A 21,570-nucleotide genomic window follows, 5' to 3' on the forward strand; every position below is an offset into this window, starting at 1 on the left:
CCCGCTCGGGTGCGTGCGATGGAGACACGTGCCGCACATGTCCGCCACGTCCTGCCGGGCGATACGCGCACCCACCCCGGCCGACCCCCACGACCGCGACCGGCCGACGAACCGCCACACCCGCCCCGACCCCGACCCCCCACCCGAGCGGGCCCGCCCCTGGTCGCGGGGAGGGCTCGCTCGGGTGGGTGTGGTGGGGTTACCTGCGGCGCAGGGACGACAGGTTCTGGTAGCCGATGCGGGCGTGGGTCAGGGACTGGGCCGGGTCGGTGGCGCTGGGCGCGTTGTCCTGCTCGACCATCGGGTTGTGGTAATTGCGCTGGCCGACGCGGGAGAAGAAGGTCGTGTAGTCGATGACACCGGTGCCGAACGGGACCATGTCGTAGCCCTGTCCGTTGGTGGTGTTGACGACACCGTCCTTCGCGTGGAACAGCGGGTAGCGCTTGTTGTGGCAGGCGACCAGGCCCGCCGGGTCGAAGATCTGCTCCCGGGTGGAGCCGTCGGGAGCGGTGTAGCTGCGGAACTTGTACTGGGCCACGTGCGCCCAGTAGATGTCCATCTCCAGCCACACCAGCTTGGGGTCGGTGACGGACAGGAAGTACTCCAGCTTGCGGATGCCGGAGCTGCGGGTCGGCCGGCCCTGGGCGTCCAGCGGTCCGCTGTCGAGCAGGAAGCCGTACGCGGCGTCGTGGTTGTGCGTGTACAGCTTGATCCCGGCACGGCGGGCGATCGCGCCGAGCGCCTGCCACTTGTCGGCGGCCACGTCCCAGTCGGACTTGTAAGAGCTGCCGGTGGGGTCGCCACCGGTGCCCATGTGCTCCATGCCGAGGATGTTCGCGATCTCCAGGTGCTTCTTGAAGGTGTCCAGGTCGGCGGTGGTCAGCGGCCAGGAGGGCGGGATGAAGCCGTGGTTGCCCTGGGCCCGCAGCCCGAACTCGTCCAGCCAGCGGCGCAGCAGCCGGGCGCCCTGGACGCTCTCCAGGTTCGCCCCGCCGGGCGCGTTGGCGTGCTGGCCGTATCCGGCGAACTCGACCTGCCGGTAGCCGAACCGGGCGAGCTGTTCGAACACGGCCCGGAACCCGGACGGCAGGCTGGTGGAGAGCGGGTCGCGGCCGGTCGCGTCGCGGACGGTGTACAGGATGATGCCCCGCTTGTCGGCGGGAACGAGCAGCTGCCCTCTGCCGCCCTTCCCGGACGCGGGGGCGGCCGGCGCCGCCTGGACGGGTGCCGCGCCGAACACGGGAGCGGCGATCGCGCCCGCCGCGACGGCGGTGCAGGTGCTCAGGAAGCCGCGTCGGCCGATGCCGAGGGCGCGGCGCAGGGGTTCGTCGGTGCCGGTGACGGTGGTGTCGATGTCGTTCACGGGTGCCTCTTTCTGGACTGGTGGTCCGATAGGCCCGCCAGGGCGAGCAGCAGGGACTTCACGTCGGTGGCCGCGATGCGGTCGCCGACGGCGCGGGGGGTGGAGCACAGCAGGAGCGGACCGTCGTCGTCGCTCGCGGGTAGGCGGCCGTGGCTGCCGCGGATGGGTGAGGCGTCGAGGGGCACGACCGCCATGCGGTAGCGCATGCCGAGCTTCTTGCGGGCGAGTGCGGTGGCGGCCTTGACCTTGACGTAGGGGTCGAGCGGGTCCATGAACAGCTCGACCGGGTCGTATCCGGGTTTGCGATGGATCTCGACGAGCCGCGCGAAGTCGGGGGCGCGGTCGTCGTCGAGCCAGTAGTAGTACGTGAACCAGGCGTCCGGCTCCGCGACGGCGACCAGTTCGCCGGCCCGCGGATGGTCCAGGTGGTGGGCCTTCTTGCCCTGCTCGTCGAGGAGTTGGTCGATGCCGTCCAGTCCGTCGAGCGCGGCCCGGGTGGCGTCCAGGTCCTCGGGGCGGCGCACATACACATGGGCGATCTGGTGGTCGGCGACCGCGAAGGCGCGGGAGGCCATCGGGTCGAGGTATTCCATCCCGTCCTGGGTGTGCACCTCCAGCAGGCCGGCCCGGCGCAGCGCCCGGTTGATGTGCACGGGGCGGTCGGCGCGGGTGATGCCGTACTCGGAGAGGGCCACGACGGTGCGGCCCGCGGCGCGTGCGTCGTCCAGCAGCGGGGCGACGGCGGCGTCCAGGTCGGCGGCGGCCCGGTGCGAGCGCGGGTCGTCGGGGCCGTAGCGCTGCAGGTCGTAGTCGAGGTGCGGGAGGTAACAGAGTGTCAGGTCGGGGTTGCGGGTGCGCAGGATGTGCCGGGTGGCGTCGATGATCCACTGGCTGGAGACCAGGTCGGCGCCCGGGCCCCAGAAGTGGAAGAGGGGGAACGTGCCGAACTTCTCGGTGAGTTCGTCGTGCAGCGCCGGGGGCCGGGTGTAGCAGTCGGGTTCCTTGCGTCCGTCGGCGTAGTAGACGGGCCGCGGGGTGACGGTGATGTCGGTGTCGGCGCCCATGGCGTACCACCAGCAGATGTTGGCGACCGTGTAGCCGGGGTGGGCGCGGCGTGCGGCGTCCCACAGTTTCTCCCCGGCGACCAGGCCGTTGTGCTGGCGCCACAGCAGGACGTCGCCGAGTTCGCGGAAGTACCAGCCGTTGCCGACGATGCCGTGTTCCGCGGGCATGGTGCCGGTCAGGAACGTCGACTGGGCGGCGCAGGTGACGGCGGGCAGGACGGTGCCGAGGGCGGCCTGGGAGCCGGTCCGGCCGAGCCGCTTGAGGTGCGGCATGTGGTCGAGGAGCCGGGGGGTGAGGCCGACGACGTCGAGGACGAGCAGCGGGGTGGGTCCCGCGGCGGCGGGCGCGGCGCTCATGGCAGCTCCTTCAGGCCGAGGTCGGTCAGCAGGTCGCGGGCCAGGGTGAGTTCGGCGGCGATGCCGTCGGCGAGCCGGCCCCGGTCGCGGGGGCGCAGGTCCGGCGGGAGGGCCTGCCAGGTGTAGGTCTCGACCTCCAGGTGGTGGGTGAGCGGGTGCGGGCCGCCGACGAGCCGGGTCAGGGCGGTGCGCAGCACGGGGAGGGTGGCGGTCAGGGGTGCGGCGGGCGCCGCGTGCAGCGGGACGTGGAAGTGGGACCGCCAGGGCGCGGTGTCGGGCAGCGCGTCGCCGTGCACCGCCTCGGCGAGGTCGTCGGTGCCGCGCAGTCCGGTGTCGGTGAGGGTGCGGGTCTGGTGCAGGAAGCGGGGTTCGGCGAAGGCGGCCAGGGCCTCGCGGACCTCGGGGTGCCGTGGCTCGGCGGCGTGCAGGGCGGCGGACAGCTGGGACTTGACGACGCGGACGCCGGCCCGGTCGAGCGCGTCCAGCGCGGTGTCCGGGTCCTCGAAGGAGGTGGCGAGGTGGCAGGTGTCGACGCAGATGCCGATGCGGTCGTGGGCGAGCGCGGTGAGCGGGCCGATGGCGTCGGCGGTGGTCTCGACGATGCAGCCGGGTTCCGGCTCCAGGCCGACGCGGATGGAGCGGCCGGTCAGCTCCCGCAGGGCGTCGAGGCGTTCGGCGAGGGTGCGCAGCGCGGTGCGGGCGGCCTCGGCGCGTGCGTCGTCCCAGCGGGTGCGCCAGGCCAGCGGCAGGGTGGACACGCTGCCCTCGGTGACGTCGTCGGGGAGCAGCCCGGCGAGCACCCGGGCCAGCGATGTGGTGTGCTCCAGGCGTTCGGGGTCGGCCCAGTCCGGCTGGTAGACGCGGTACTTGACCTCCTCGGCGCCGAAGCCCTGGTAGGGGAAGCCGTTGAGGGTGACGACCTCAAGACCGCGCCGGTCCAGTTCGGCGCGCAGGGTGCGCAGGGCGGCCGGGTCGGTGACGAGGGCGTGGGCCGCGTCCTTGGCGAGCCACAGTCCGATGCCGAGCCGGTCCCGGCCCAGTCTGCGGCGTACGGGTTCGCTGTGGTCGCGGAGTTGGGCGAGGACGCCGTCCAGGGTCTCGGCGGGGTGCACGTTGGTGCAGTAGGCGAGGTGGACGGTGCTGCCGTCGGGGTGCCTGAAGCGCATCGCTCACTCACCGCCGCGCAGGATGCTGCTGCCCTCGTGGGTGGCGCCGGTCTCCGGTACGTCCAGGGCGAGCCGGCCGCTGAGCCCGTAGAAGGCGACCGGGTTGCGCCACAGGACCCGGTCGACGTCGTCCTCGGTGAAGCCGTCGGCGAGCATCAGGTCGGCCACCTTGCGGGTCTTGAGCGGGTCGCTTCTGCCCCAGTCGGCGGCGGAGTTCACCAGCACCCGGTCGGGCCCGTAGGAGCGCAGGATCGCCACCATCCGGGCCTCGTCCATCTTGGTGTCCGGGTAGACGGAGAAGCCGAGCCAGCAGCCGCTGTCCTTGGCCTCCTTGACGGTGGTCTCGTTGAGGTGGTCGACCAGGACCCGGTCCAGGGGCAGCGCGGACTCGCGGACCACGTCGAGGGTGCGGCGCAGCCCGGACAGCTTGTCGCGGTGCGGGGTGTGCACGAGCGCGGGCAGCGCGTGGTCGGCGGCGAGCTGCAACTGGGTGGCCAGCGCGGTGTCCTCGGCCGGGGTCATCGAGTCGTAGCCGATCTCGCCGACGGCCACCACCCGGTCCTTGACGAGGTACCGGGGCAGTTCGTCCAGGACGGGCGCGCACCGCGGGTCGTTCGCCTCCTTGGGGTTGAGGGCGAGTGTGCAGTGGTGGGCGATGCCGTACTGGGCGGCGCGGAAGGGTTCCCAGCCGAGGAGCGAGTCGAAGTAGTCGAGGAAGGAGGCGGGTGAGGTGCGGGGCTGGCCGAGCCAGAAGGCGGGCTCCACGACGGCGCGGACGCCCGCGGCGTGCATGGCCTCGTAGTCGTCGGTGGTCCGTGAGGTCATGTGGATGTGGGGGTCGAAGATGCGCATCAGGACTCCTTGCCGTGGGGGTCGTCCGTGGTGTGCGGCGGTGTCGCGGCCCCGGTCAGGGTCAGCACCCGGTACAGGTCGTCGGGCACGCGGCGGCCGGCGGCGGTGCGCTCGGCGGCGTAGTCGTCCAGCATCCGGGCGAGTTCGGCGTCGCCGCGGGCGCGCCGGGGCAGGTCGGCCACCTCGTCCACGGGCACGCCGGTGAACAGGCATTTGAGGACGGCGTGCCGCCAGGCGTGGGCGTCCAGGTGGCGGGCGGCGTACGGGCCCACGGCGGCGGCAAGGAGCCGGGTGTCGTTGGTGCGCAGCGCGTCCTGGACGAGCGGGAGCGCGCCGGCGTCCGCGACGAGGTGGGGCAGGGCGTGCAGGACCGCGCGGCGTTCGTCGGCGGTGCCCTGCCGGTAGACGCGGGTCAGCGCGTCGGTGTCGGCGCGGGCCGCGTGCAGCACGAGGACGCGGGCGGCGTCGGCATGGGCGGGGCCGCAGCGCCGGCCGGCCTCCGCCAGGCGCAACTCCCAGGCGGAGATGGGTCCGTGACCGCCGGGGTGGGTGGCCGCCTCGGCGAGGGCGTGGTCGAGCCAGGTACGGGCGGCGTCGTCGAGCCGGGCGTACAGCCTGGTGTGCAGGTCGTCCGGCGGGGTGTGGGCGGGGCCGGCCACCGGAGTGTCGGGTGCGGGGTGCCGGTGGGTCATGCGGTGCTCCCTTCGGGGGTGGCGCGGGGCTCGCCCGGGGCCCGGACGGGGTGCGGGGCGCCCGGTGCCGCGGCGCCTGCGGCGGTGGCCGCTTCGCGCAGGAACGGCAGGGCGAGGGCGGCCTGCTGGGGTCCGGCGTGCGAGTGGCGGGGCAGTTCGACGACGGTCAGACCGCGGTAGCCGGTGGCGGCGAGGGCCGCGAGGACGGGCGGGAAGTCGATCTCGCCGTCCCCGAAGGGCAGGTGTTCGTGGACGCCGCGCCGCATGTCCTCGATCTGGACGTGGCGCAGCCAGGGGGCGGCGGCGCGTACGCAGTCGGCGGGCGGCAGCGGTTCGAGGCACTGGCAGTGGCCGATGTCGAGGGTGAGGCCGAGCGGGCCGGGGTCGCCGAGGGTGCGGCGCAGCCGGTGGAAGTCGGCGAGGGTGGCGAGCAGATGGCCGGGTTCGGGTTCGACGGCGAGCGGGACGCCCGCGGTGGCGGCGGCGTCCAGGACGGGCGCGAGGCTGTCGGTGAGCCGCTGCCAGGCGGTGTCCTCGTCGGTGCCGGCCGGGGTGATCCCGCTGAAGCAGTGCACGGCGTGCGCGCCGAGGTCGGCGGCGACCCGGACGGCGCGCAGCAGCAGGTCCACGCGGCGGGCGCGGGCCTCGGGGTCGGCGTCGAGCAGGGAGGGGCCGTGTTTGCGCCGGGGGTCGAGGACGTAGCGGGCGCCGGTCTCCACGGTGACGTCCAGGCCGAGCCGGGCCAGCCGGTGGGCGACGCGGCGGGTGCGGGCGCCGAGGTCCGGGGCGAGCGGGTCGAGGTGCATGTGGTCGAGGGTCAGCCCGACGCCGTCGTAGCCGAGGTCGGCGAGCAGCCCGAGGGCGTCGTCGAGCCGCAGGTCGGTGAGGCCGTTGGTGCCGTACCCGAAACGGATCGGCGGACCGCCGGGGGCCGGTGAGGACGCGGCGGCCTCGGTGCCGGGGGCCACTGCGGGTGCCGTGGACCGGGCGGCAGCAGCCGGTACGGGCACGGGCGCCGTGGGCGGGGTGGCAGGCGCGGGCGCCGTGGGCGGGGTGGCAGGCGCGGGCGCCGTGGGTCGGGCGGCGGCCGGTGCGGGCACGGGTTCCGTGGGCGGGGCGGCAACAGCCGGTACGGGCGCGGGTGACGTGGGCCGGGCGGCAGGAGCGGGTGCCGTGGGCGGGGTGGCGGGCACGGGTGCCGTGGGTCGGGTGGTAGCGGCCGGTGTGGGTGTCGTGGGTGGGGTGGTGGGGGCGGGGCGTGGGGGCGGGGGGTGCGGGCTCATGTGACGCTCACCTTCTTCGCGAACCGGCGGGCGAGCGGCGCGAGGGCCGCGGTCAGCAGGGCGCTCGCGGGCGCACCGGCGCGGGCGCAGAGCGCAGCCTGGAGGGGGACGGTGGCGCGGATCCCGCCGCCGACGGCCCGCTGGGTGAGCTGCGGGGACGGATTGAGTACGGCGTGCAGAAAGGGCCGCCCGGCCGTGGCGGCGTAGGCGGCGCCGAGGGCGGCGCGCAGTGCGTCCTCGGCGCCGCCTGGGGTGCGGCGGAGCCTCGGCGGACAGGTCCCCGACGGGCCGGGGGCGGTCCTGGAAAGGTCCAGTGACGTCCGCTGCGGTTCGACAGCGCCCCGAAGGGGCGCGGGGAACTGCGCGACCAGCCACGACGGTGCCGCAGACGACCGACGGCATGGCGCGGCATGTCCAGCGGAGCGCTCAGCGGGCCGTGGCCGGGTCAGCGCCAGTGTGAGGGCGCCGGTGGTGGCCAGCGCGGCCAGGGGGGCGAGGGCCGAGCCGCCGGTCGTCTCGCGCCGGGACACCGCGGTGACGGCGAGGGTGTGCGAGCCGAGCAGCGCGGCGGAGGGCAGCGCTGCTCGGACGGCGCCCGGGGCGGGCCGGCCGGCCGCCGCGCCGAGCAGCAGGTCGAGGCCGCGGGCCGCGGCCATCGCCGCGGGGCCCGCCGGGGTGTGCTTGAGGACCAGGTCGTACGCCCAGACGGTGGCCGCGAGCGGGGCGGCGACGGCGAGCGCGGGCCGGCCGGCGCGGGCGGCCAGGGCCAGGCCCGCCGCGGTACAGGCGCCGGCCGCGGCGAGCGCCGCGGCCGGCCGGATACGGCCGGACGGCAGCGGCCGGTGCGGGCGTTCGGCGGCGTCCTCGGCGCGGTCGGCCCAGTCGTTGAGGGCCATGCCCGCCTCGTACAGGCACAGGGAGGAGCCGATGGCCAGCAGGGTGTGGCGCCCGGGGCGCGCCGACACCGCGGCGGCCCCGGCGAGCACGTCGCCGGGCACGGTGAACAGGGCGGGCAGCCGCAGCAGTTCGGCCCAGGCCCGCAGCCGGGAACCGGGCCGGCCGGCACCGCCGCGCGGCCCGGCCGGAGCGTCGGCGGCCCGCCCCGCACAGGGCCCCGGGCCGTCGCCGCCCGGGGGCGGCGGGGTGGGCCGGTGCGGCCGGGCCTGGCCGGCCGGTTCGGTCCGGGCCGCCGCGGCGGCCCGGCGCAGCGACGCCACACCCCTCAGCATCCGGGCACCTCCGCCGGTCCCTCGGCCGCGCCGGGCGTCTGCTCCCGCAGCCGCTCCGCGAAGCGGACGAGGGCCGTGTGCTGGTCGGCCAGGGACGACGGGGCATCGCCCAGCGGGTCCTTGAAGTAGAAGGCGAGGTCGGTCAGGGGCCCGGTGTGGCCGCGCTCGTGGGCGCGTGCGGTCAGCCGGGCCAGGTCGAGGACGAGCGGCGCGGCCAGCGCGGAGTCGCAGCCCTGCCAGATGGTCTGCAGGACCATGCGGGTGCCGAGGAAGCCCTCGAAGGCGACGTGGTCCCAGGCGGTCTTCCAGTCGCCGAGGGCGGGCACGTCGTCGATGTGCACCTCGCCCTGCGGTGTGCCGCCGAGCGTGTCGGCGAGGACCCGTTCCTTGCCGGCGTTCTTGGCGGCGGCCGCAGCCGGGTCGGCGAGGGCGGCGCCGTCGCCGCCGCCCAGCAGGTTGGTGCCCGACCAGGCGCGGACGGCCAGCGCCCGCTGCGCGAACATCGGGCCGAGGACCGAACGGAGCAGGGTCTGCCCGGTCTTGCCGTCGCGGCCGGCGTACGGCAGTCCGCTGTTCGCGGCCGCCGCGGCCAGCGCCGGGTGGTGCAGACCGGTGGACGGGGTGAAGTTCACATACGGGCAGCCCGCCCGCAGGGCCGCCGCCGCGTACAGCGAGCTGGGCGGCAGGGCGTCACCGTCGGCGGTGGGTTCGGTGGATGCCACGTTGACGACGACGGCGCGGTCGAGTCCGCACCGCCGTACGAAGTCGGAGATGTCCGCGGCGAAGCCGGCGATCACCTCGTCCGGGTCCCGGGTGTCCGCCGGTGCCGGGCCGCCGGGCCTGATCTCGGCGTCGGCCGCGGCGAGTTCGCCCGCGACCGCGGCGGGCAGGCCGTGCGACAGGACGCCGCCCGCCGCCAGCTGCTCGGCCCGCTTGGGCAGGGGGCAGTCGACCACGTCGTGCCCGCCGAAGACGAGCGAGGCGAGGGGCGGCAGCCCGCAGTCGGCGAACGGGGGTGTCTCGGTGACCATTCCGGTGGGCGGGTGCAGGCCGGCCGCCACGGCGGCGCAGCCCGCGATCACGGTGGTGGCGACGGAACCCCGGGCGCCGATCAGCCACACTCCCACGCGGTTCGGGGAAAGGGACGCGGACATGGGCAGCCTCCTTGTCGTGCGCGGACCCCGGCTCAGCGGGGACGAAGACGGCGGGCGGGGGTCCGGCGTCCCCCGCCCGCCGCCGCTCACCTGCCCTTGGCGGGCAGTTCCTTGATCCGGATGTCGCGGAAGGACACCTGGTCGTCGGCTCCGTGGTTCTGGATGCCGACATGTCCGTCGCGCAGGCTCCGGGCCGGATCGGTGTTGGTGAAATCGTTGATCTTCACGCCGTTGAGCCAGATGCGCAGGCGCTCGCCCTCCACCCGGATCTCGTACGTGTTCCACTGGCCCGGCGGGTTCAGCGCGCGGTCGCGCTTGGCCAGGTCGGCGGACTGGAAGCCGTAGACGGACCCGGTGGTCTTCTCGGGCGCGTCCGTGGCGTCGATCTGGATCTCATAACCGTTGTTCACGGCCGACCACGGGTCGTCCGAGGGCGGGAAGCCCACGAACACACCCGAGTTGTCGTCGCCGTCCATCTTCCAGTCGAGCTTCAGGGAGTACGCCCCGAAGCTCCGGTCGGCGTACCAGAGCATCCCCATGCCGCCCGTCGAGGTCAGTGTGCCGTCCTCGGACAGGGTGAAGGAGCCCGGGCCCGCCTGGCGCCAGCCGTCCAGGGAGGTGCCGTCGAACAGCGGCCGGTAGCCGTTCTCCGGGCGGCAGTCGGCCTGGGCGTCGCCGATGACCCAGCGGATGCCGCCCAGCAGGTGCTGCCGGAAGGCGGGTTCGGCGTAGGACTCCTTGGTGTGGCCGGCGCCGGTGTAGAAGGCCCGGCCGCCCTGGTAGTCCTGGCACCAGGCGATGGGGTGGTCGCCGTTCATGGTGCCGCCGGTGTACGACGACTCGTCGAGCGAGGCGAGGACACGGGCCCTCTCGCGCGGGTTGGAGCGGTAGTTGTACCACTCGTCCGTGCGCTCCCAGGTCCGTGCCAGGTCCGAGGTCGCCGGGTGGGCGCGGTCCTCCACGTCCACCGTGGCCGGCTGGATCGCCGGGTGCGACTGGAAGTAGGCGCCGGCCAGGCCGCCGTAGAACGCCCAGTCGTACTCGGTGTCGGCGGCGGCGTGCACACCCACATAGCCGCCGCCCTGCCGGATGTAGCCCTCGAAGGCCCGCTGCTGGGCCTTGTCGAGGACGTCTCCCGTCGTGGACAGGAACACGACCGCGTCGTAGCGCCGCAGGTTCTTCGCGGTGAAGGCGCCGGCGTTCTCGGTGGCGTCGACGGCGAATCCGCCGTCCGCGCCGAGTTCCCTGACCGCCGCGATCCCTTCGGGGATCGAGTCGTGCCGGAATCCGGCGGTCTTGGAGAAGACCAGCACCCGCTTGTCCTGTGCCGGGTGCGACGAGGCGGGTCCCGCCACGCAGCCGAGGAGGAGGGCCGCCCCGAGGACGGCGGTCGTCAGTCTGCCGGTCGAGCGCATCGCGGCCTCCTCTCAGCTCGTGGTGAAGACGAAGTCGTCGACGTCGAACAGGGCTCCCTTGCCGGTGCTCCCCTTGAAGACCAGGTAGAGCGTGGTGGTGCCCTTGGGCGCCTTCGACACCTTGGCGGTGACGTCCTGGAAGGTGTCCCAGCCGCCGGTCACCGGCACGGTCGCCTTGCCGAGCAGCTTGCCCGTCGGGGAGCCCGCGCGGACCTCAAGGGTGCCGCCCGCCCCGCCGGAGGACACACGTGCCGTGATCTGCTTGGCGTTGGACAGGACGTACGGCGTGAAGGAGATCCAGTCGCCGTTGTCGATGTCGCCGACCGTCTTGCCGCCGTGGGCGCTCGCCTTGGTGATCACCGAGACGCCGGAGGAGTCACCGAAGTGCTCGGCCTGGCGGTGCCGGGGCTGCAGGACGTTGCGGTCGTGCGAGGTGAGCGCGGCCTGGCCGCCGCCTCCGTTGTCGGTGTACTGGGCGTCGAACACGCCGAAGATGTTGGCGTTCTCGTCGTGGCCGCCGTCCGCGCTGGTCTGGATGGTGCCGGAGCAGCCGTTCGCGGAGGTCAGCGGGTGGCCGTGGGTGTCATGGCCGAGGATGAAGTTGACGGTGACCTTGGAGCAGTCGATGGTCCTGCCGTCCTCGGGGTCGGTGACCTTCACCTTGAACGGTACGGCGTCACCGAAGCTGAACAGCTGTCCGTCCTGCGGGAGTTGGAGGGTGACGGTGGGTGCGGTGTTGCCGACGACGATCTGCACGCTCGCGCTGCCGGTGCGTCCGCTCGGGTCCTTGGCGGTCACCGTGGCCGTGTAGGTGCCGTTCTTCTTGTAGGTGTGGCTCGGGCCCGCACCGGTGGCGGTGGCGCCGTCGCCGAAGTCCCAGCTGTAGGTGAGCGCGTCGCCGTCCTGGTCGCTGCTGCCGGCCGAGGAGAACGTCACCTTCACCGGCGCCTGTCCCGAGGTGCGGCTCGCCGCCGCCTGGGCCACCGGGGAGTGGCCGTCGGTCGCGTTCTCGATGCGGAACAGGCCGGAGTTGTCGTCGCCGCCGAACCAGGAGGTGCCGTAGTCGAGGACGTACAGCGCCCCGTCGGGTCCGAAGGCCATGTCCATCACCTGGGTGCCGGTCCAGGGCACGGGGTTGATGGACTGCACAGTGCCGTCCGCGTCGCTGACGATGCGCTTGATCCAGCGGCGGCCGAACTCACCGGCGAAGAAGTTGCCGTCGTAGGCCTCCGGGAACTTCACGGGCGAGTCGAGCGCGGGGTCGTAGTGGTAGACCGGTCCGCCCATGGGGGATTCGGATCCGTCGCCGAACTCGGGCACGGAGGGGCCGTCGTACGGGATCCAGGCGGGCTGGGCCGGCGGCAGGTCGGTCAGGCCGGTGTTGTGCGGCGAGGTGTTCTTCGGTGCGGCGCAGTCGAAGGCGGCGCCGGACGTCTTGGTGGCGAAGTCGTAGTCCTTGTACGCCTGGTTGTCGCCGATGCACAGCGGCCAGCCGTAGTTGCCGGGGCCGGTGACCCGGTCGAACTCGACCTGCCCGGAGGGGCCGCGGTCGGGGTTGGCGGCGCCGGCGTCGGGTCCGTAGTCACCGACGTAGAGGATGCCGGTTTCCTTGTCGACGCTGAAGCGGAACGGGTTGCGGAAGCCCATCGCGTAGATCTCGGGCCGCGTCTTGGGCGTGCCGGGCGCGAAGAGGTTGCCGTCCGGGATGGAGTACGAGCCGTCGGCGTTCACCTTGATGCGCAGGATCTTGCCGCGCAGGTCGTTGGTGTTGCCGGCGGAACGGCGGGCGTCGAAGGCGGGGTTGCGGTCCGGCCGCTCGTCGAGGGGCGAGAAGCCGTCGGACTGGAACGGGTTGGTGTCGTCGCCGGTCGACAGGTAGAGGTTGCCGTCCTTGTCGAAGTCGATGTCACCGCCGACGTGGCAGCACAGGCCGCGGGACGCCTGGACGTCGAGGATCTGCTTCTCGCTGGCCTTGTCGAGCGTGCCGTCCGGGTTCAGGACGAACCGGGAGAGCCGGTTGACGCCGTCGAAGGGGGCGAAGTCGGCGGCCGTGCCGGTCTCCGGGGCGTCGCCCGCCGGGGTGTTGAGCGGGGGCGCGTAGTACAGGTAGATGAAGCGGTTGTCGCTGAAGCCGGGGTCGACGCCGACGCCCTGCAGGCCCTCCTCGTCGTGCGAGTAGACGTCGAGCTTGCCGGCGATCTTGGTGTTGCCGGCGGCGTCGGTGAGGCGCAGCGTGCCGTCGCGCGAGGTGTGCAGCACGGAGCGGTTCGGCAGGACGGCGAGCGACATCGGCTCGCCGACCTCCGCCGCCCCCTTGGCGAGGGTGACCTGCTGGAAGTCCTCGGCCGCCGCGGCTGCCGGGTCGGCGACGGCTGCGCCGGCCTGCGGGGCGGTGAGACTCAGGGTGGCGCCCGCGAGCAGCGCCCCGCTGAGCAGGGCCACCGCCTTGCGGAATCGGCGTCGTCTGTGGGTCTCGTTACTGCGGGTACTGGTGGTGCGGTGGTTCCCGTGCACGAATGCCTCCAGTAAGGGGCTGGTTGTACGGGGCGGGTGCGGTACGCCGGGATGCGCCGTCATCCCGGAAGAACAGAGAAGGAACAGATGATGGACCGGTACCCGCGCCCCCCAAGGGGCGCGAGGATCTACGCGACCAGCCACAACGGACGCCGCAGCCAACCGATCACCCCCGCCCCCCAAGGGGCGCGGGGAACTGCGCGACCAGCCACAACGGACGCCGCAGCCAACCGATCACCCCCGCCCCCCAAGGGGCGCGGGGAACTGCGCGACCAGCCACAACGGACGCCGCAGCCAACCGATCACCCCCGCCCCCCCAAGGGGCGCGAGGAACTGCGCGACCAGCCACAACGGACGCCGCAGCCAACCGATCACCCCCGCCCCCCCAAGGGGCGCGAGGAACTGCGCGACCAGCCACAACGGACGCCGCAGCCAACCGATCACCTCCAGCCCCCCAAGGGGCGCGAGGAACTGCGCGACCAGCCACAACGGAGCCGCGGACGACCGACGACACAGCGCGGCCCATCCAGCGGAGCGCCTAGTTGCCGAACGCCGCGTCGAAGGATGCCGTAGGCGGTTCGAAGTCGAACGCCTTGAGGCGGGCCAGCGCCTCCGGGGCGCCCTGGAGCCGGTCCATGCCGGCGTCCTCCCACTCCACGGAGACGGGCCCCCGGTAGTCGATGGACCGCAGCATCCGGAAGACGTCCTCCCAGGGCACGTCGCCGTGCCCGGCGGACACGAAGTCCCAGCCGCGGCGCGGGTCGCCCCAGGGCAGGTGGGAGCCGAGGCGGCCGTTGCGGCCGTCGAGGCGCTTGCGGGCCTCCTTGCAGTCGACGTGGTAGATCCGGTCCCGGAAGTCCCACAGGAAGCCGACCGGGTCGAGGTCCTGCCAGACGAAGTGGGAGGGGTCGAAGTTGAGGCCGAAGGCGGGCCGGTTGTCGACGGCGGCCAGGGCGCGCTGGGTGGTCCAGTAGTCGTAGGCGATCTCGCTGGGATGGACCTCGTGCGCGAACCGCACGCCCTCCGCGTCGAAGACGTCGAGGACGGGGTTCCAGCGGTCGGCGAAGTCCTGGTAGCCCCGGTCGATCATCGCCTCGGGCGCGGGCGGGAACATGGCGACCAGGTGCCAGATGGCGGAGCCGGTGAAACCGATGACGGTGTCGACGCCGAAGGCCGCCGCGGCGCGCGCGGTGTCGGCGATCTCGGCGGCGGCCCGCCGGCGTACGCCCTCCGCCTCGCCGTCGCCCCAGATCCGGGCGGGCAGGATGGCCTCGTGCCGCTCGTCGATGATGGCGTCGCAGACGGCCTGTCCGACCAGGTGGTTGGAGATGGCCCAGCACTTGAGGCCGTACTTGTCGAGGAGTTGGTGCCTGGACTTCACGTAGGAGGGGTCGGCGAGGGCCTTGTCGACCTCGAAGTGGTCGCCCCAGCAGGCGAGTTCGAGTCCGTCGTAGCCGAAGTCGCGGGCCAGGCGGCAGACCTCCTCCAGGGGAAGGTCGGCCCACTGACCGGTGAAGAGCGTGAAACTGCGCGGCATTGGCGGTACCTCCTCAGGCCGCGATGGGCGTGTAGACGGAGTTCTTCTCGGCGCTCTCCTCCACCGCGGCGAGCACGCGCTGGACCTGTAGTCCGTCGGCGAAGGAGGGTTCGGGTGCGCTGCCCTCGGCGATGGCGAGCAGCAGGTCGCGTGCCTGGTGGACGAAGGTGTGCTCGTAGCCGAGGCCGTGGCCCGGTGGCCACCAGCCCTCCAGGTAGGGGTGGTCGGGTTCGGTGACCAGGATGCGGCGGAAGCCGGCGTGCGTCCCGGGTTCGGTGCCGTCGTGGTACGACAGCTCGTTCAGCCGCTCCAGGTCGAAGGCGAGCGAGCCGCGCTCGCCGTTGAGTTCGATGCGCAGCGCGTTCTTGCGTCCGGTCGCGTAGCGGGTGGCCTCGAAGGAGGCCAGCGCGCCGGAGGGGAAGCGTCCGGTGAACAGAGCGGCGTCGTCGACGGTGACCTCTCCGGTGCCGTCGGCCGCTGCCGCGGCCAGGCCGCTGCTCGGGCCGCCGGGCAGCGGCCGCTGCCGTACGAAGGTCTCGGTGAGCGCGGAGACCCCGGCCAGCCGTTCGCCCGCAAGGTACTGGGCGAGGTCGACGATGTGCGCGCCGAGGTCGCCGAGCGAGCCGGATCCCGCCTGTTCCTTGCGCAGCCGCCAGGTGAGCGGGAACTCCGGGTCGACCAGCCAGTCCTGGAGGTAGCTGACCCTCACGTGCCGCAGGGTGCCGATCCGGCCCTCGGCGACCATGCGCCGGGCGAGCGCGGTGGCGGGCAGCCGCCGGTAGTTGAAGCCGACCATCGCCACCTGCCCGCGGGCGCCGGCCTCTTCGGCCGCGCGGGTCATCGCGGTGGCCTCCGCCACGGTGTTGGCGAGGGGCTTCTCGCACAGCACGTGCTTGCCGGCGGCCAGGGCGGCGAGGGCGATCTCGGCGTGACTGTCCCCGGGGGTGCAGATGTCGACGAGGTCGACGTCGTCCCTGGCGATCAGCGCACGCCAGTCGGTCTCGGCCGCCGCCCAGCCGTGCCGGTCCGCCGCCGCCCGGACCGCGGCGCCGTCCCGTCCGCAGATCGCGGCCAGGACCGGCCGTCGGGGCAGGTCGAAGACCCGGCCCACGGTGCGCCAGCCCTGGGAGTGGGCGGCGCCCATGAAGGCGTATCCGACCATGCCGACGCGGATCGGTGGCTGTGCTGCCTCCGGCCCGTCCGTCTGCTGCGGCTGTCCCATACGGAAGTCCTCCTGGTCCTCGTCGTCCTCGTCGTGTCCGACGCCGCGGTGGCGCCGTGGGGGGTGCGGGGTGGAACCGGTCAGCGGAAGCCCGTGGACATGTACTGGTCGATGTTGTCCTTGTCGACGACGGCCGAGTACAGCGTGATCGACGACGGGATCTCGTACTCGGCGAGACCACCGATGCCCTTGCTCTGTCCGAGGGCGCGCGCCAGGTCGATCGCCGAGGCCGCCATGGTCGGCGGGTAGAGCACGGTCGCCTTCAGCACGCCGTTGTCCTGCTTGATCGCCTGGAAGGCGGAGAGCGCCCCGGCCCCGCCGACCATCAGGAACTCGTCGCGTCCGGCCTGCTCGATGGCGCGCAGCGCGCCCACACCCTGGTCGTCGTCGTGGTTCCAGACGGCGTCGATCTTCGACTGGGCCTGGAGCAGCTGGGACATCTTGGCCTGTCCCGACTCGACGGTGAAGTCGGCCGCCTGGCGGGCGACCTTCTTGATGTTCGGGTAGTTCTTGAGCGCGTCGTCGAAGCCCTGGGTGCGCTGCTTGGTCAGCTCCAGGTTGTCGATGCCGGCCAGTTCCACGACGCGGGCGTCCGCCTTGCCCTTCAGCTTCTCGCCGATGTAGCTGCCCGCGTTGAAGCCCATGCCGTAGTTGTCGCCGCCGATCCAGCAGCGGTAGGCCTGCGGGGTGTTGAAGATCCGGTCCAGGTTGATCACCGGGATGCCGGCGCGCATCGCCTTCAGCCCGACCTGGGTGAGGGCCTTGCCGTCGGCGGGCAGGATCACCAGCACGTCGACCTTCTTGTTGATCAAGGTCTCGATCTGGCCGATCTGCGCGGCGGTGTCGTTGGAGCCCTCGGTGATCTCCAGGGTGACGTCCGAGTACTTCTTGGCGCGGCTCTTGGCGTTCTCGTTGATCGCGTTGAGCCAGCCGTGGTCGGCCTGGGGGCCGGCGAATCCGATGGTGACCTGCTTGCCGGGCTTGTCGTCGGCGGCCGGCTGGTCGTTCGCCGCGGGCTTCTCGTCCTTGCTCTCGTTGCTGGTGCAAGCGGTGAGCAGGGCCCCGGCGGAGACCGCGGCGGTCCCGAAGAGCAGTCCTCTGCGGCTGGTGAGCTGTGACATGGCGGTGAACCCTTTCCTCAGGTCGTGCTCGCGGTACGGCGCTGGACCAGCACGGCGGCCACGATGATCGCGCCCTTGGCGATCTGCTGGACGTCGCTCTGCAGGTTGTTCAGGGCGAAGATGTTGGTGATCGTGGTGAAGATCAGGACACCGAGCACGGAGCCGGTGATGGTGCCGCGGCCCCCGCTGAGCAGGGTTCCGCCGATGATCGCGGCCGCGATGGCGTCGAGTTCGTACAGGTTGCCGTTGGTGTTCTGGCCCGAGCCGGACAGGATGATCAGCAGGAAGGCGGCGATGCCGCAGCACAGTCCGGACAGCAGGTACAGGTAGAGCCGCTGGCGGCGTACGTCGATGCCGGCGAGCCGGGCGGCCTCCGCGTTGCCGCCGACGGCGACCGTGCGGCGGCCGAAGGTGGTCCGGTTGAGCACGAGCCAGCCGATGATCGTCACGACCGCGAAGACCAGCACGAGCGGCGGGATGCCGAGCACATAGGAGTCGCGCTCGCCGAGCTTGAGGATGCCGTCGACGGTCACGATCTGCGTCTTGCCGTCGGTGATCTGCAGGGCGAGGCCGCGCGCCGAGGCCAGCATGGCGAGGGTGGCGATGAACGGGACCATGCCGCCGTAGGCGACCAGTACGCCGTTGACCAGTCCGCAGCCCACGCCGACGAGTACCGCGGTGAACAGGATGCCGGCGAAGCCGAAGTCCTGGGTGGCCACCGTCGTCGCCCACACCGAGGCGAGGGCGACGATCGCGCCGACCGACAGGTCGATGCCGCCCGAGGTGATGACGAAGGTCATGCCGACCGTGACCACGCCGATCACCGACGCCTGGGTGAGGACCAGTTGGAGGTTGCGGGTGTCCAGGAACTCGTCCGGTTTGGTGATGCCGCCGACCACGACGAGCGCGAGCAGCACGCCGAGCAGCGAGAGGGTGCGGACGTCGGCGCGGGCCACGAGGGAGCGCCAGGCGGGCAGGGGGCCGATCGGCTGCACCTTGTCGGTGCTGCCCCGCGGCGGGGAGGCGTGCTGCGTCATGACGCCGGGCTTCCTTCCATGACGAGGTCGAGTACGCGGTGTTCGTCCAGTTCGCGGGCGGGTGCCTCGTGTACGACGTGGCCCTCGCGCAGCACCAGCACGCGGTCGGAGAGCCCCAGCACTTCGGGGACCTCGCTGGACACGAGCAGCACGGCGAGCCCTTCGTCGGCCAGCCGGCGCACCACCGCGTACAGTTCGGCGCGGGCGCCGACGTCGACGCCGCGGGTCGGCTCGTCGAGCAGCAGCACACGGCAGCCGCGCAGCAGCCAGCGGGCCAGGACGGCCTTCTGCTGGTTTCCACCGGAGAGGGTGCGCACGGGTACGGAGGGGTTGTCGGGGCGCAGCGACAGTTCGCGGGTCGCCGCGCGGGCCGCGCCCAGTTCGGCGCGCCGGTCGAGCCAGCCGCCGCGCGAGAAGCGGGAGAGGGTGGAGACGGACACGTTCCGGGTGACGGACTCCTGCATGAGCAGGGCCTGCGCCTTGCGTTCCTCCGGGGCGAGGCCGAGTCCGGCGCGCACCGCGGAGCGTACGCTGCCGGGCCGCAACGGGCTGCCGTCCACGAGGACTTGGCCGGAACTGGGCTTGCGGGCGCCGTAGATGGTCTCCAGCACCTCGGAGCGGCCCGAGCCGACGAGCCCGGCGAGACCGACGATCTCCCCGGCCCTGACGGTGAGGTCGAGCGGTGCGAACTCGCCCGCCCGGGACAGCCCCCGGACCTCCAGGACCGGGGCGCCGGCGGGCGCGGCGGCGGACCGCTCGGGGAAGACGTACTCGACGTTGCGCCCCGTCATCAGCGCCACGACGTCCCGGGTCGGCGTCGTCTTCGCGGGCAGTCCGCCCGCGACCGCGCGCCCGTCCTTGAGTACCGTCACCCGGTCGCCGATGCGCCGGATCTCCTCCAGGCGGTGCGAGATGTAGACGACCGCCACGCCGTCCGCGGTCAGGGCGGCGACGATGCGGAACAGGTTGTCCACCTCGTCCGGGTCGAGGGCGGCGGACGGCTCGTCCATGACGATGAGCCGTACGTCGTGGGAGAGCGCCCGGGCCATGGAGACGATCTGCTGCTGGGCGGCGGACAGTTCACCGACGAGCCGGGCCGGGTCGATCTCCGGATGGCCCAGTCGCTTGAGGAGCTGGGCCGCCGAGGCGCGCGCGGCCCTTTGGCGTACGACGAATCCGGCGGCGGTCGGCTCATGGCCGAGGTGGACGTTCTCGGCCACCGACAGGTGCTCCACCAGGTCGAGTTCCTGGTAGATGGTGGCGATGCCGAGGCGCATGGCAGCGATGGGCGAGCGCAGCGTGACCGCCTCGCCGCGCCAGTTGATGGTGCCGCTGTCCGGCTGGTGGGCGCCCGCGAGCACCTTGATCAGGGTGGATTTGCCGGCCCCGTTCTGGCCGAGCAGGCAGTGCACCTCACCGGCCTGGACGTCGAGGTCGACGCCGTCGAGGGCCCGTACGCCGGGGAACGACTTGGTGATGCCGGACATGCTGAGCAGCGGTGGTTCTGGTGCCATGTGGGTTCCCCTCGGCGGGCGTGCGGGGCCTAAGTCAGGGCGGGGTCACCTGCGTGCGCAGGCGTGCGGGAGCGGGGCAGGGCGGCGCGGGGCGCCGTGCCGGGTGGTGCACGGAAGAAGGTGTGCGGACAGGAGGGTGGTACGCGAAGGAGGGTGGTGCGCGGAAGAGGGTGGTGCGGGAGTCGGCTACGCGGGTGAGAACAGGTGGTCGCTGATCAGGCGGGCCGCGCCGATGACTCCGGCGTTCTGGCCCAACTCCCCCAGGACGATGGGCAGGTTGCCGGTGGCCAGCGGCAGTGACTGGCGGTAGACCTGGGTGCGGATCGCGGCGAGCAGGGTGTGGCCGAGGCCGGTCACCCCACCGCCGATCACCACCAGGCCGGGGTTGAAGAAGGAGACGAGTCCGGCGATGACCTGACCGACGTGGTTGCCGCCCTCGCGGATCAGGCCGAGCGCGATGGCGTCGCCCGCGGCGGCAGCGGCGGCGACGTCGACACCCGTCAGGGTGCCGTTCGCCGCGAGCCGCGCCGCGAGTTCCGCCGACAGGCCCTGCTGGGCCGCTTCCAGTGCGTCGCGGGCGAGTGCGGCCCCGCTGAAGTGGGCTTCCAGGCAGCCCCGGTTGCCACAGGCGCACGGCCGGCCGTCGGGCACCGCCTGGATGTGCCCGATGTCGCCCGCGCTGCCCGTCACCCCGCGGTGGACCTCACCGCCGGCGACGATGCCGCAACCGATACCGGTACCGATCTTGACGCAGAGGAAGTCGCCCACGGAACGCGCGACGCCCGCGTGCCGCTCCCCCATCGCCATCAGGTTCACGTCGTTGTCGACCATGACCGGGCAGCCGAGTTCCTGGCTGAGCGCCTCCCGTACCGGGAAGCCGTCCCAGCCCGGCATGATCGGCGGTGCGACCGGGACGCCCTCGGGGAAGCGGACGGGTCCCGGGACGCCGATACCGGCGCCGTCGAAGCCCTCCGCGAGCCCCGAGGCCCTCAACTTCGCTGCCATGGCGAGGACTTGCTCGAAGACCGCGACGGGGCCCTCGCGTACGTCCATGGGCTGGTTGAGGTGTCCCAGCACCTCCAGTTCGGCGTTGGTGACGGCGACGTCGACCGAGGTCGCGCCGATGTCGACGCCGAGGAACCGGAGGTTCGGGGCGAGCCGGATGTTGTGGGACCGGCGTCCGCCGCGGGAGGCGGCGAGGCCGTCGGCGACCGCAAGGCCGGTCTCCAGGAGCCGGTCCACCTCCACGGCCAGCTTGGACCGCGAGAGGTCGATCTGGTCACCCAGCTGCGCTCGGGAGTTGGGTCCTCCGTCGCGCAACAGCTTGAGCAGTCTGGCCTGATGGGCGTTCGCGGGTCGTGCGGTCATGCGTCTCACGTGCCCCTCCCCGCCTCAATTCGGCCATCCGGGTGTGTCTTTCGAGGGGAACGTAGCAGTCACCGCCGTAGCTGGGAAGAAGCTGTGCACGGATTCCTGCGAACTTTCTCCTCTCACAGGACAAAGCCGCCCCGCCTCCGGCGAGAGAACCGCGAAAAACCCAAAGCAATCCCCACAAATACCCTCACCCGCAGACACCCGCACCCCACCAGACTCAAGCCCGCCCACGACCGCACTCCGCGCAGGGCCGCGCCCCGCCATGCCCCGGCTCCGGGCCCCACGGCACCAGCGGTCGGTCCGCTCAGGCCGGGTCGACCGCCCCGGGACCGACCCGTTCGACTCCCACCAGCCCCACGGCCCCAACCCACCGAACCACGAGGCCCCATCCTCAAGCCGGGCTTCGCCCCGATCAGCCGGGCCCCCCGGGACCAGCCGACGCCAGGAGCCGTCGTCGACGCATGGCCGGGGCCCCGCCGCAGCGCCGGCCCAACCGGCCAAGGCCACCCCAGCCCACCCCGCCCACCCCGCCCGCGCGACCGGCAGGCGGCAGGCGGCAGGCGGCAGGCGGCAGGCGGCAGGCGGCAGGCGGCAGGCAATCAGGCCGCCATCCTCCCGGGTACAGCGCGCCCGCACACGGACGCGCCCCACACACCGGCCCCGCCTCGGGTCGGCC

16 protein-coding genes are annotated in these 21,570 nt (G+C 72.9%); all 16 read right to left on the reverse strand.

The genetic code is table 11. The annotated features are described in order from the left end of the window. Positions 1 to 199: 199 nt before the first annotated feature. On the reverse strand, positions 200 to 1,363 hold the full coding sequence (locus AC27LF_RS14085; RefSeq protein ID WP_479660775.1) for a sugar phosphate isomerase/epimerase family protein: 1,164 nt from the start codon (positions 1,361 to 1,363) through the stop codon (positions 200 to 202). Next, positions 1,360 to 2,784, reverse strand: a complete 1,425-nt coding sequence (locus AC27LF_RS14090) for an alkaline phosphatase family protein (RefSeq protein ID WP_479660774.1) — start codon at positions 2,782 to 2,784, stop codon at positions 1,360 to 1,362. Before AC27LF_RS14090 ends, AC27LF_RS14085 begins: the two co-directional genes overlap by 4 nt. Beyond that, positions 2,781 to 3,950 (reverse strand): metabolite traffic protein EboE, encoded by a 1,170-nt coding sequence (gene eboE / locus AC27LF_RS14095; protein ID WP_479660773.1) that lies wholly within the window; start codon positions 3,948 to 3,950, stop codon positions 2,781 to 2,783. Before eboE ends, AC27LF_RS14090 begins: the two co-directional genes overlap by 4 nt. A gap of 3 nt (positions 3,951 to 3,953) precedes the next feature. Continuing rightward, complete coding sequence (locus AC27LF_RS14100; RefSeq protein ID WP_479660772.1) at positions 3,954 to 4,802, reverse strand: TatD family hydrolase; 849 nt, start codon at positions 4,800 to 4,802, stop codon at positions 3,954 to 3,956. Beyond that, the gene (locus AC27LF_RS14105) at positions 4,802 to 5,494 is read right to left on the reverse strand and encodes an EboA domain-containing protein (RefSeq protein WP_479660771.1); all 693 of its coding nucleotides are present in this window, start codon (positions 5,492 to 5,494) and stop codon (positions 4,802 to 4,804) included. The genes AC27LF_RS14100 and AC27LF_RS14105 overlap by 1 nt, the downstream gene beginning before the upstream one ends. Then, entirely contained in the window at positions 5,491 to 6,462 is a 972-nt protein-coding gene (locus AC27LF_RS14110) for a sugar phosphate isomerase/epimerase family protein (RefSeq protein ID WP_479660770.1), read from the reverse strand. The genes AC27LF_RS14105 and AC27LF_RS14110 overlap by 4 nt, the downstream gene beginning before the upstream one ends. Positions 6,463 to 6,773: 311 nt before the next feature. Then, entirely contained in the window at positions 6,774 to 8,006 is a 1,233-nt protein-coding gene (locus AC27LF_RS14115) for an SCO3242 family prenyltransferase (RefSeq protein ID WP_479662384.1), read from the reverse strand. Next, entirely contained in the window at positions 8,000 to 9,160 is a 1,161-nt protein-coding gene (locus tag AC27LF_RS14120; RefSeq protein WP_479662385.1) for an inositol-3-phosphate synthase, read from the reverse strand. The genes AC27LF_RS14115 and AC27LF_RS14120 overlap by 7 nt, the downstream gene beginning before the upstream one ends. Positions 9,161 to 9,246: 86 nt before the next feature. After that, a complete protein-coding gene (locus AC27LF_RS14125; protein ID WP_479662386.1) occupies positions 9,247 to 10,575 on the reverse strand; it encodes a ThuA domain-containing protein in 1,329 nt (442 codons plus the stop codon). Between the two features lie 12 nt (positions 10,576 to 10,587). Further along, on the reverse strand, positions 10,588 to 13,089 hold the full coding sequence (locus AC27LF_RS14130; protein WP_479662387.1) for a PQQ-dependent sugar dehydrogenase: 2,502 nt from the start codon (positions 13,087 to 13,089) through the stop codon (positions 10,588 to 10,590). Positions 13,090 to 13,627: 538 nt separating this feature from the next. Beyond that, the gene (locus AC27LF_RS14135; RefSeq protein WP_479662228.1) at positions 13,628 to 14,626 is read right to left on the reverse strand and encodes a sugar phosphate isomerase/epimerase family protein; all 999 of its coding nucleotides are present in this window, start codon (positions 14,624 to 14,626) and stop codon (positions 13,628 to 13,630) included. Between the two features lie 13 nt (positions 14,627 to 14,639). Next, a complete protein-coding gene (locus AC27LF_RS14140; RefSeq protein WP_479662227.1) occupies positions 14,640 to 15,848 on the reverse strand; it encodes a Gfo/Idh/MocA family protein in 1,209 nt (402 codons plus the stop codon). A gap of 80 nt (positions 15,849 to 15,928) precedes the next feature. Further along, entirely contained in the window at positions 15,929 to 16,969 is a 1,041-nt protein-coding gene (locus tag AC27LF_RS14145) for a substrate-binding domain-containing protein (protein ID WP_479662226.1), read from the reverse strand. A 17-nt stretch (positions 16,970 to 16,986) separates the two neighbouring features. Beyond that, entirely contained in the window at positions 16,987 to 18,006 is a 1,020-nt protein-coding gene (locus tag AC27LF_RS14150) for an ABC transporter permease (protein WP_479662225.1), read from the reverse strand. After that, positions 18,003 to 19,520 (reverse strand): sugar ABC transporter ATP-binding protein, encoded by a 1,518-nt coding sequence (locus tag AC27LF_RS14155; RefSeq protein WP_479662224.1) that lies wholly within the window; start codon positions 19,518 to 19,520, stop codon positions 18,003 to 18,005. Before AC27LF_RS14155 ends, AC27LF_RS14150 begins: the two co-directional genes overlap by 4 nt. A 186-nt stretch (positions 19,521 to 19,706) precedes the next feature. Next, a complete protein-coding gene (locus AC27LF_RS14160; RefSeq protein WP_479662223.1) occupies positions 19,707 to 20,888 on the reverse strand; it encodes an ROK family protein in 1,182 nt (393 codons plus the stop codon). Between the last annotated feature and the right edge of the window lie 682 nt (positions 20,889 to 21,570).

The organism is Streptomyces diversicolor, assembly GCF_057537855.1.

Excerpts from the sequence above, each read along its gene's own strand:
- AC27LF_RS14105 (WP_479660771.1), bottom strand. The coding sequence starts at position 5,494 with ATGACCCACCGGCACCCCGCACCCGACACTCCGGTGGCCGGCCCCGCC.
- AC27LF_RS14115 (WP_479662384.1), bottom strand. The coding sequence starts at position 8,006 with ATGCTGAGGGGTGTGGCGTCGCTGCGCCGGGCCGCCGCGGCGGCCCGG.
- AC27LF_RS14145 (WP_479662226.1), bottom strand. The coding sequence starts at position 16,969 with ATGTCACAGCTCACCAGCCGCAGAGGACTGCTCTTCGGGACCGCCGCG.
- AC27LF_RS14140 (WP_479662227.1), bottom strand. The coding sequence starts at position 15,848 with ATGGGACAGCCGCAGCAGACGGACGGGCCGGAGGCAGCACAGCCACCG.
- AC27LF_RS14100 (WP_479660772.1), bottom strand. The coding sequence starts at position 4,802 with ATGCGCATCTTCGACCCCCACATCCACATGACCTCACGGACCACCGAC.
- AC27LF_RS14090 (WP_479660774.1), bottom strand. The coding sequence starts at position 2,784 with ATGAGCGCCGCGCCCGCCGCCGCGGGACCCACCCCGCTGCTCGTCCTC.
- AC27LF_RS14150 (WP_479662225.1), bottom strand. The coding sequence starts at position 18,006 with ATGACGCAGCACGCCTCCCCGCCGCGGGGCAGCACCGACAAGGTGCAG.
- AC27LF_RS14120 (WP_479662385.1), bottom strand. The coding sequence starts at position 9,160 with ATGTCCGCGTCCCTTTCCCCGAACCGCGTGGGAGTGTGGCTGATCGGC.
- AC27LF_RS14125 (WP_479662386.1), bottom strand. The coding sequence starts at position 10,575 with ATGCGCTCGACCGGCAGACTGACGACCGCCGTCCTCGGGGCGGCCCTC.
- AC27LF_RS14155 (WP_479662224.1), bottom strand. The coding sequence starts at position 19,520 with ATGGCACCAGAACCACCGCTGCTCAGCATGTCCGGCATCACCAAGTCG.
- AC27LF_RS14135 (WP_479662228.1), bottom strand. The coding sequence starts at position 14,626 with ATGCCGCGCAGTTTCACGCTCTTCACCGGTCAGTGGGCCGACCTTCCC.
- eboE (WP_479660773.1), bottom strand. The coding sequence starts at position 3,950 with ATGCGCTTCAGGCACCCCGACGGCAGCACCGTCCACCTCGCCTACTGC.
- AC27LF_RS14160 (WP_479662223.1), bottom strand. The coding sequence starts at position 20,888 with ATGACCGCACGACCCGCGAACGCCCATCAGGCCAGACTGCTCAAGCTG.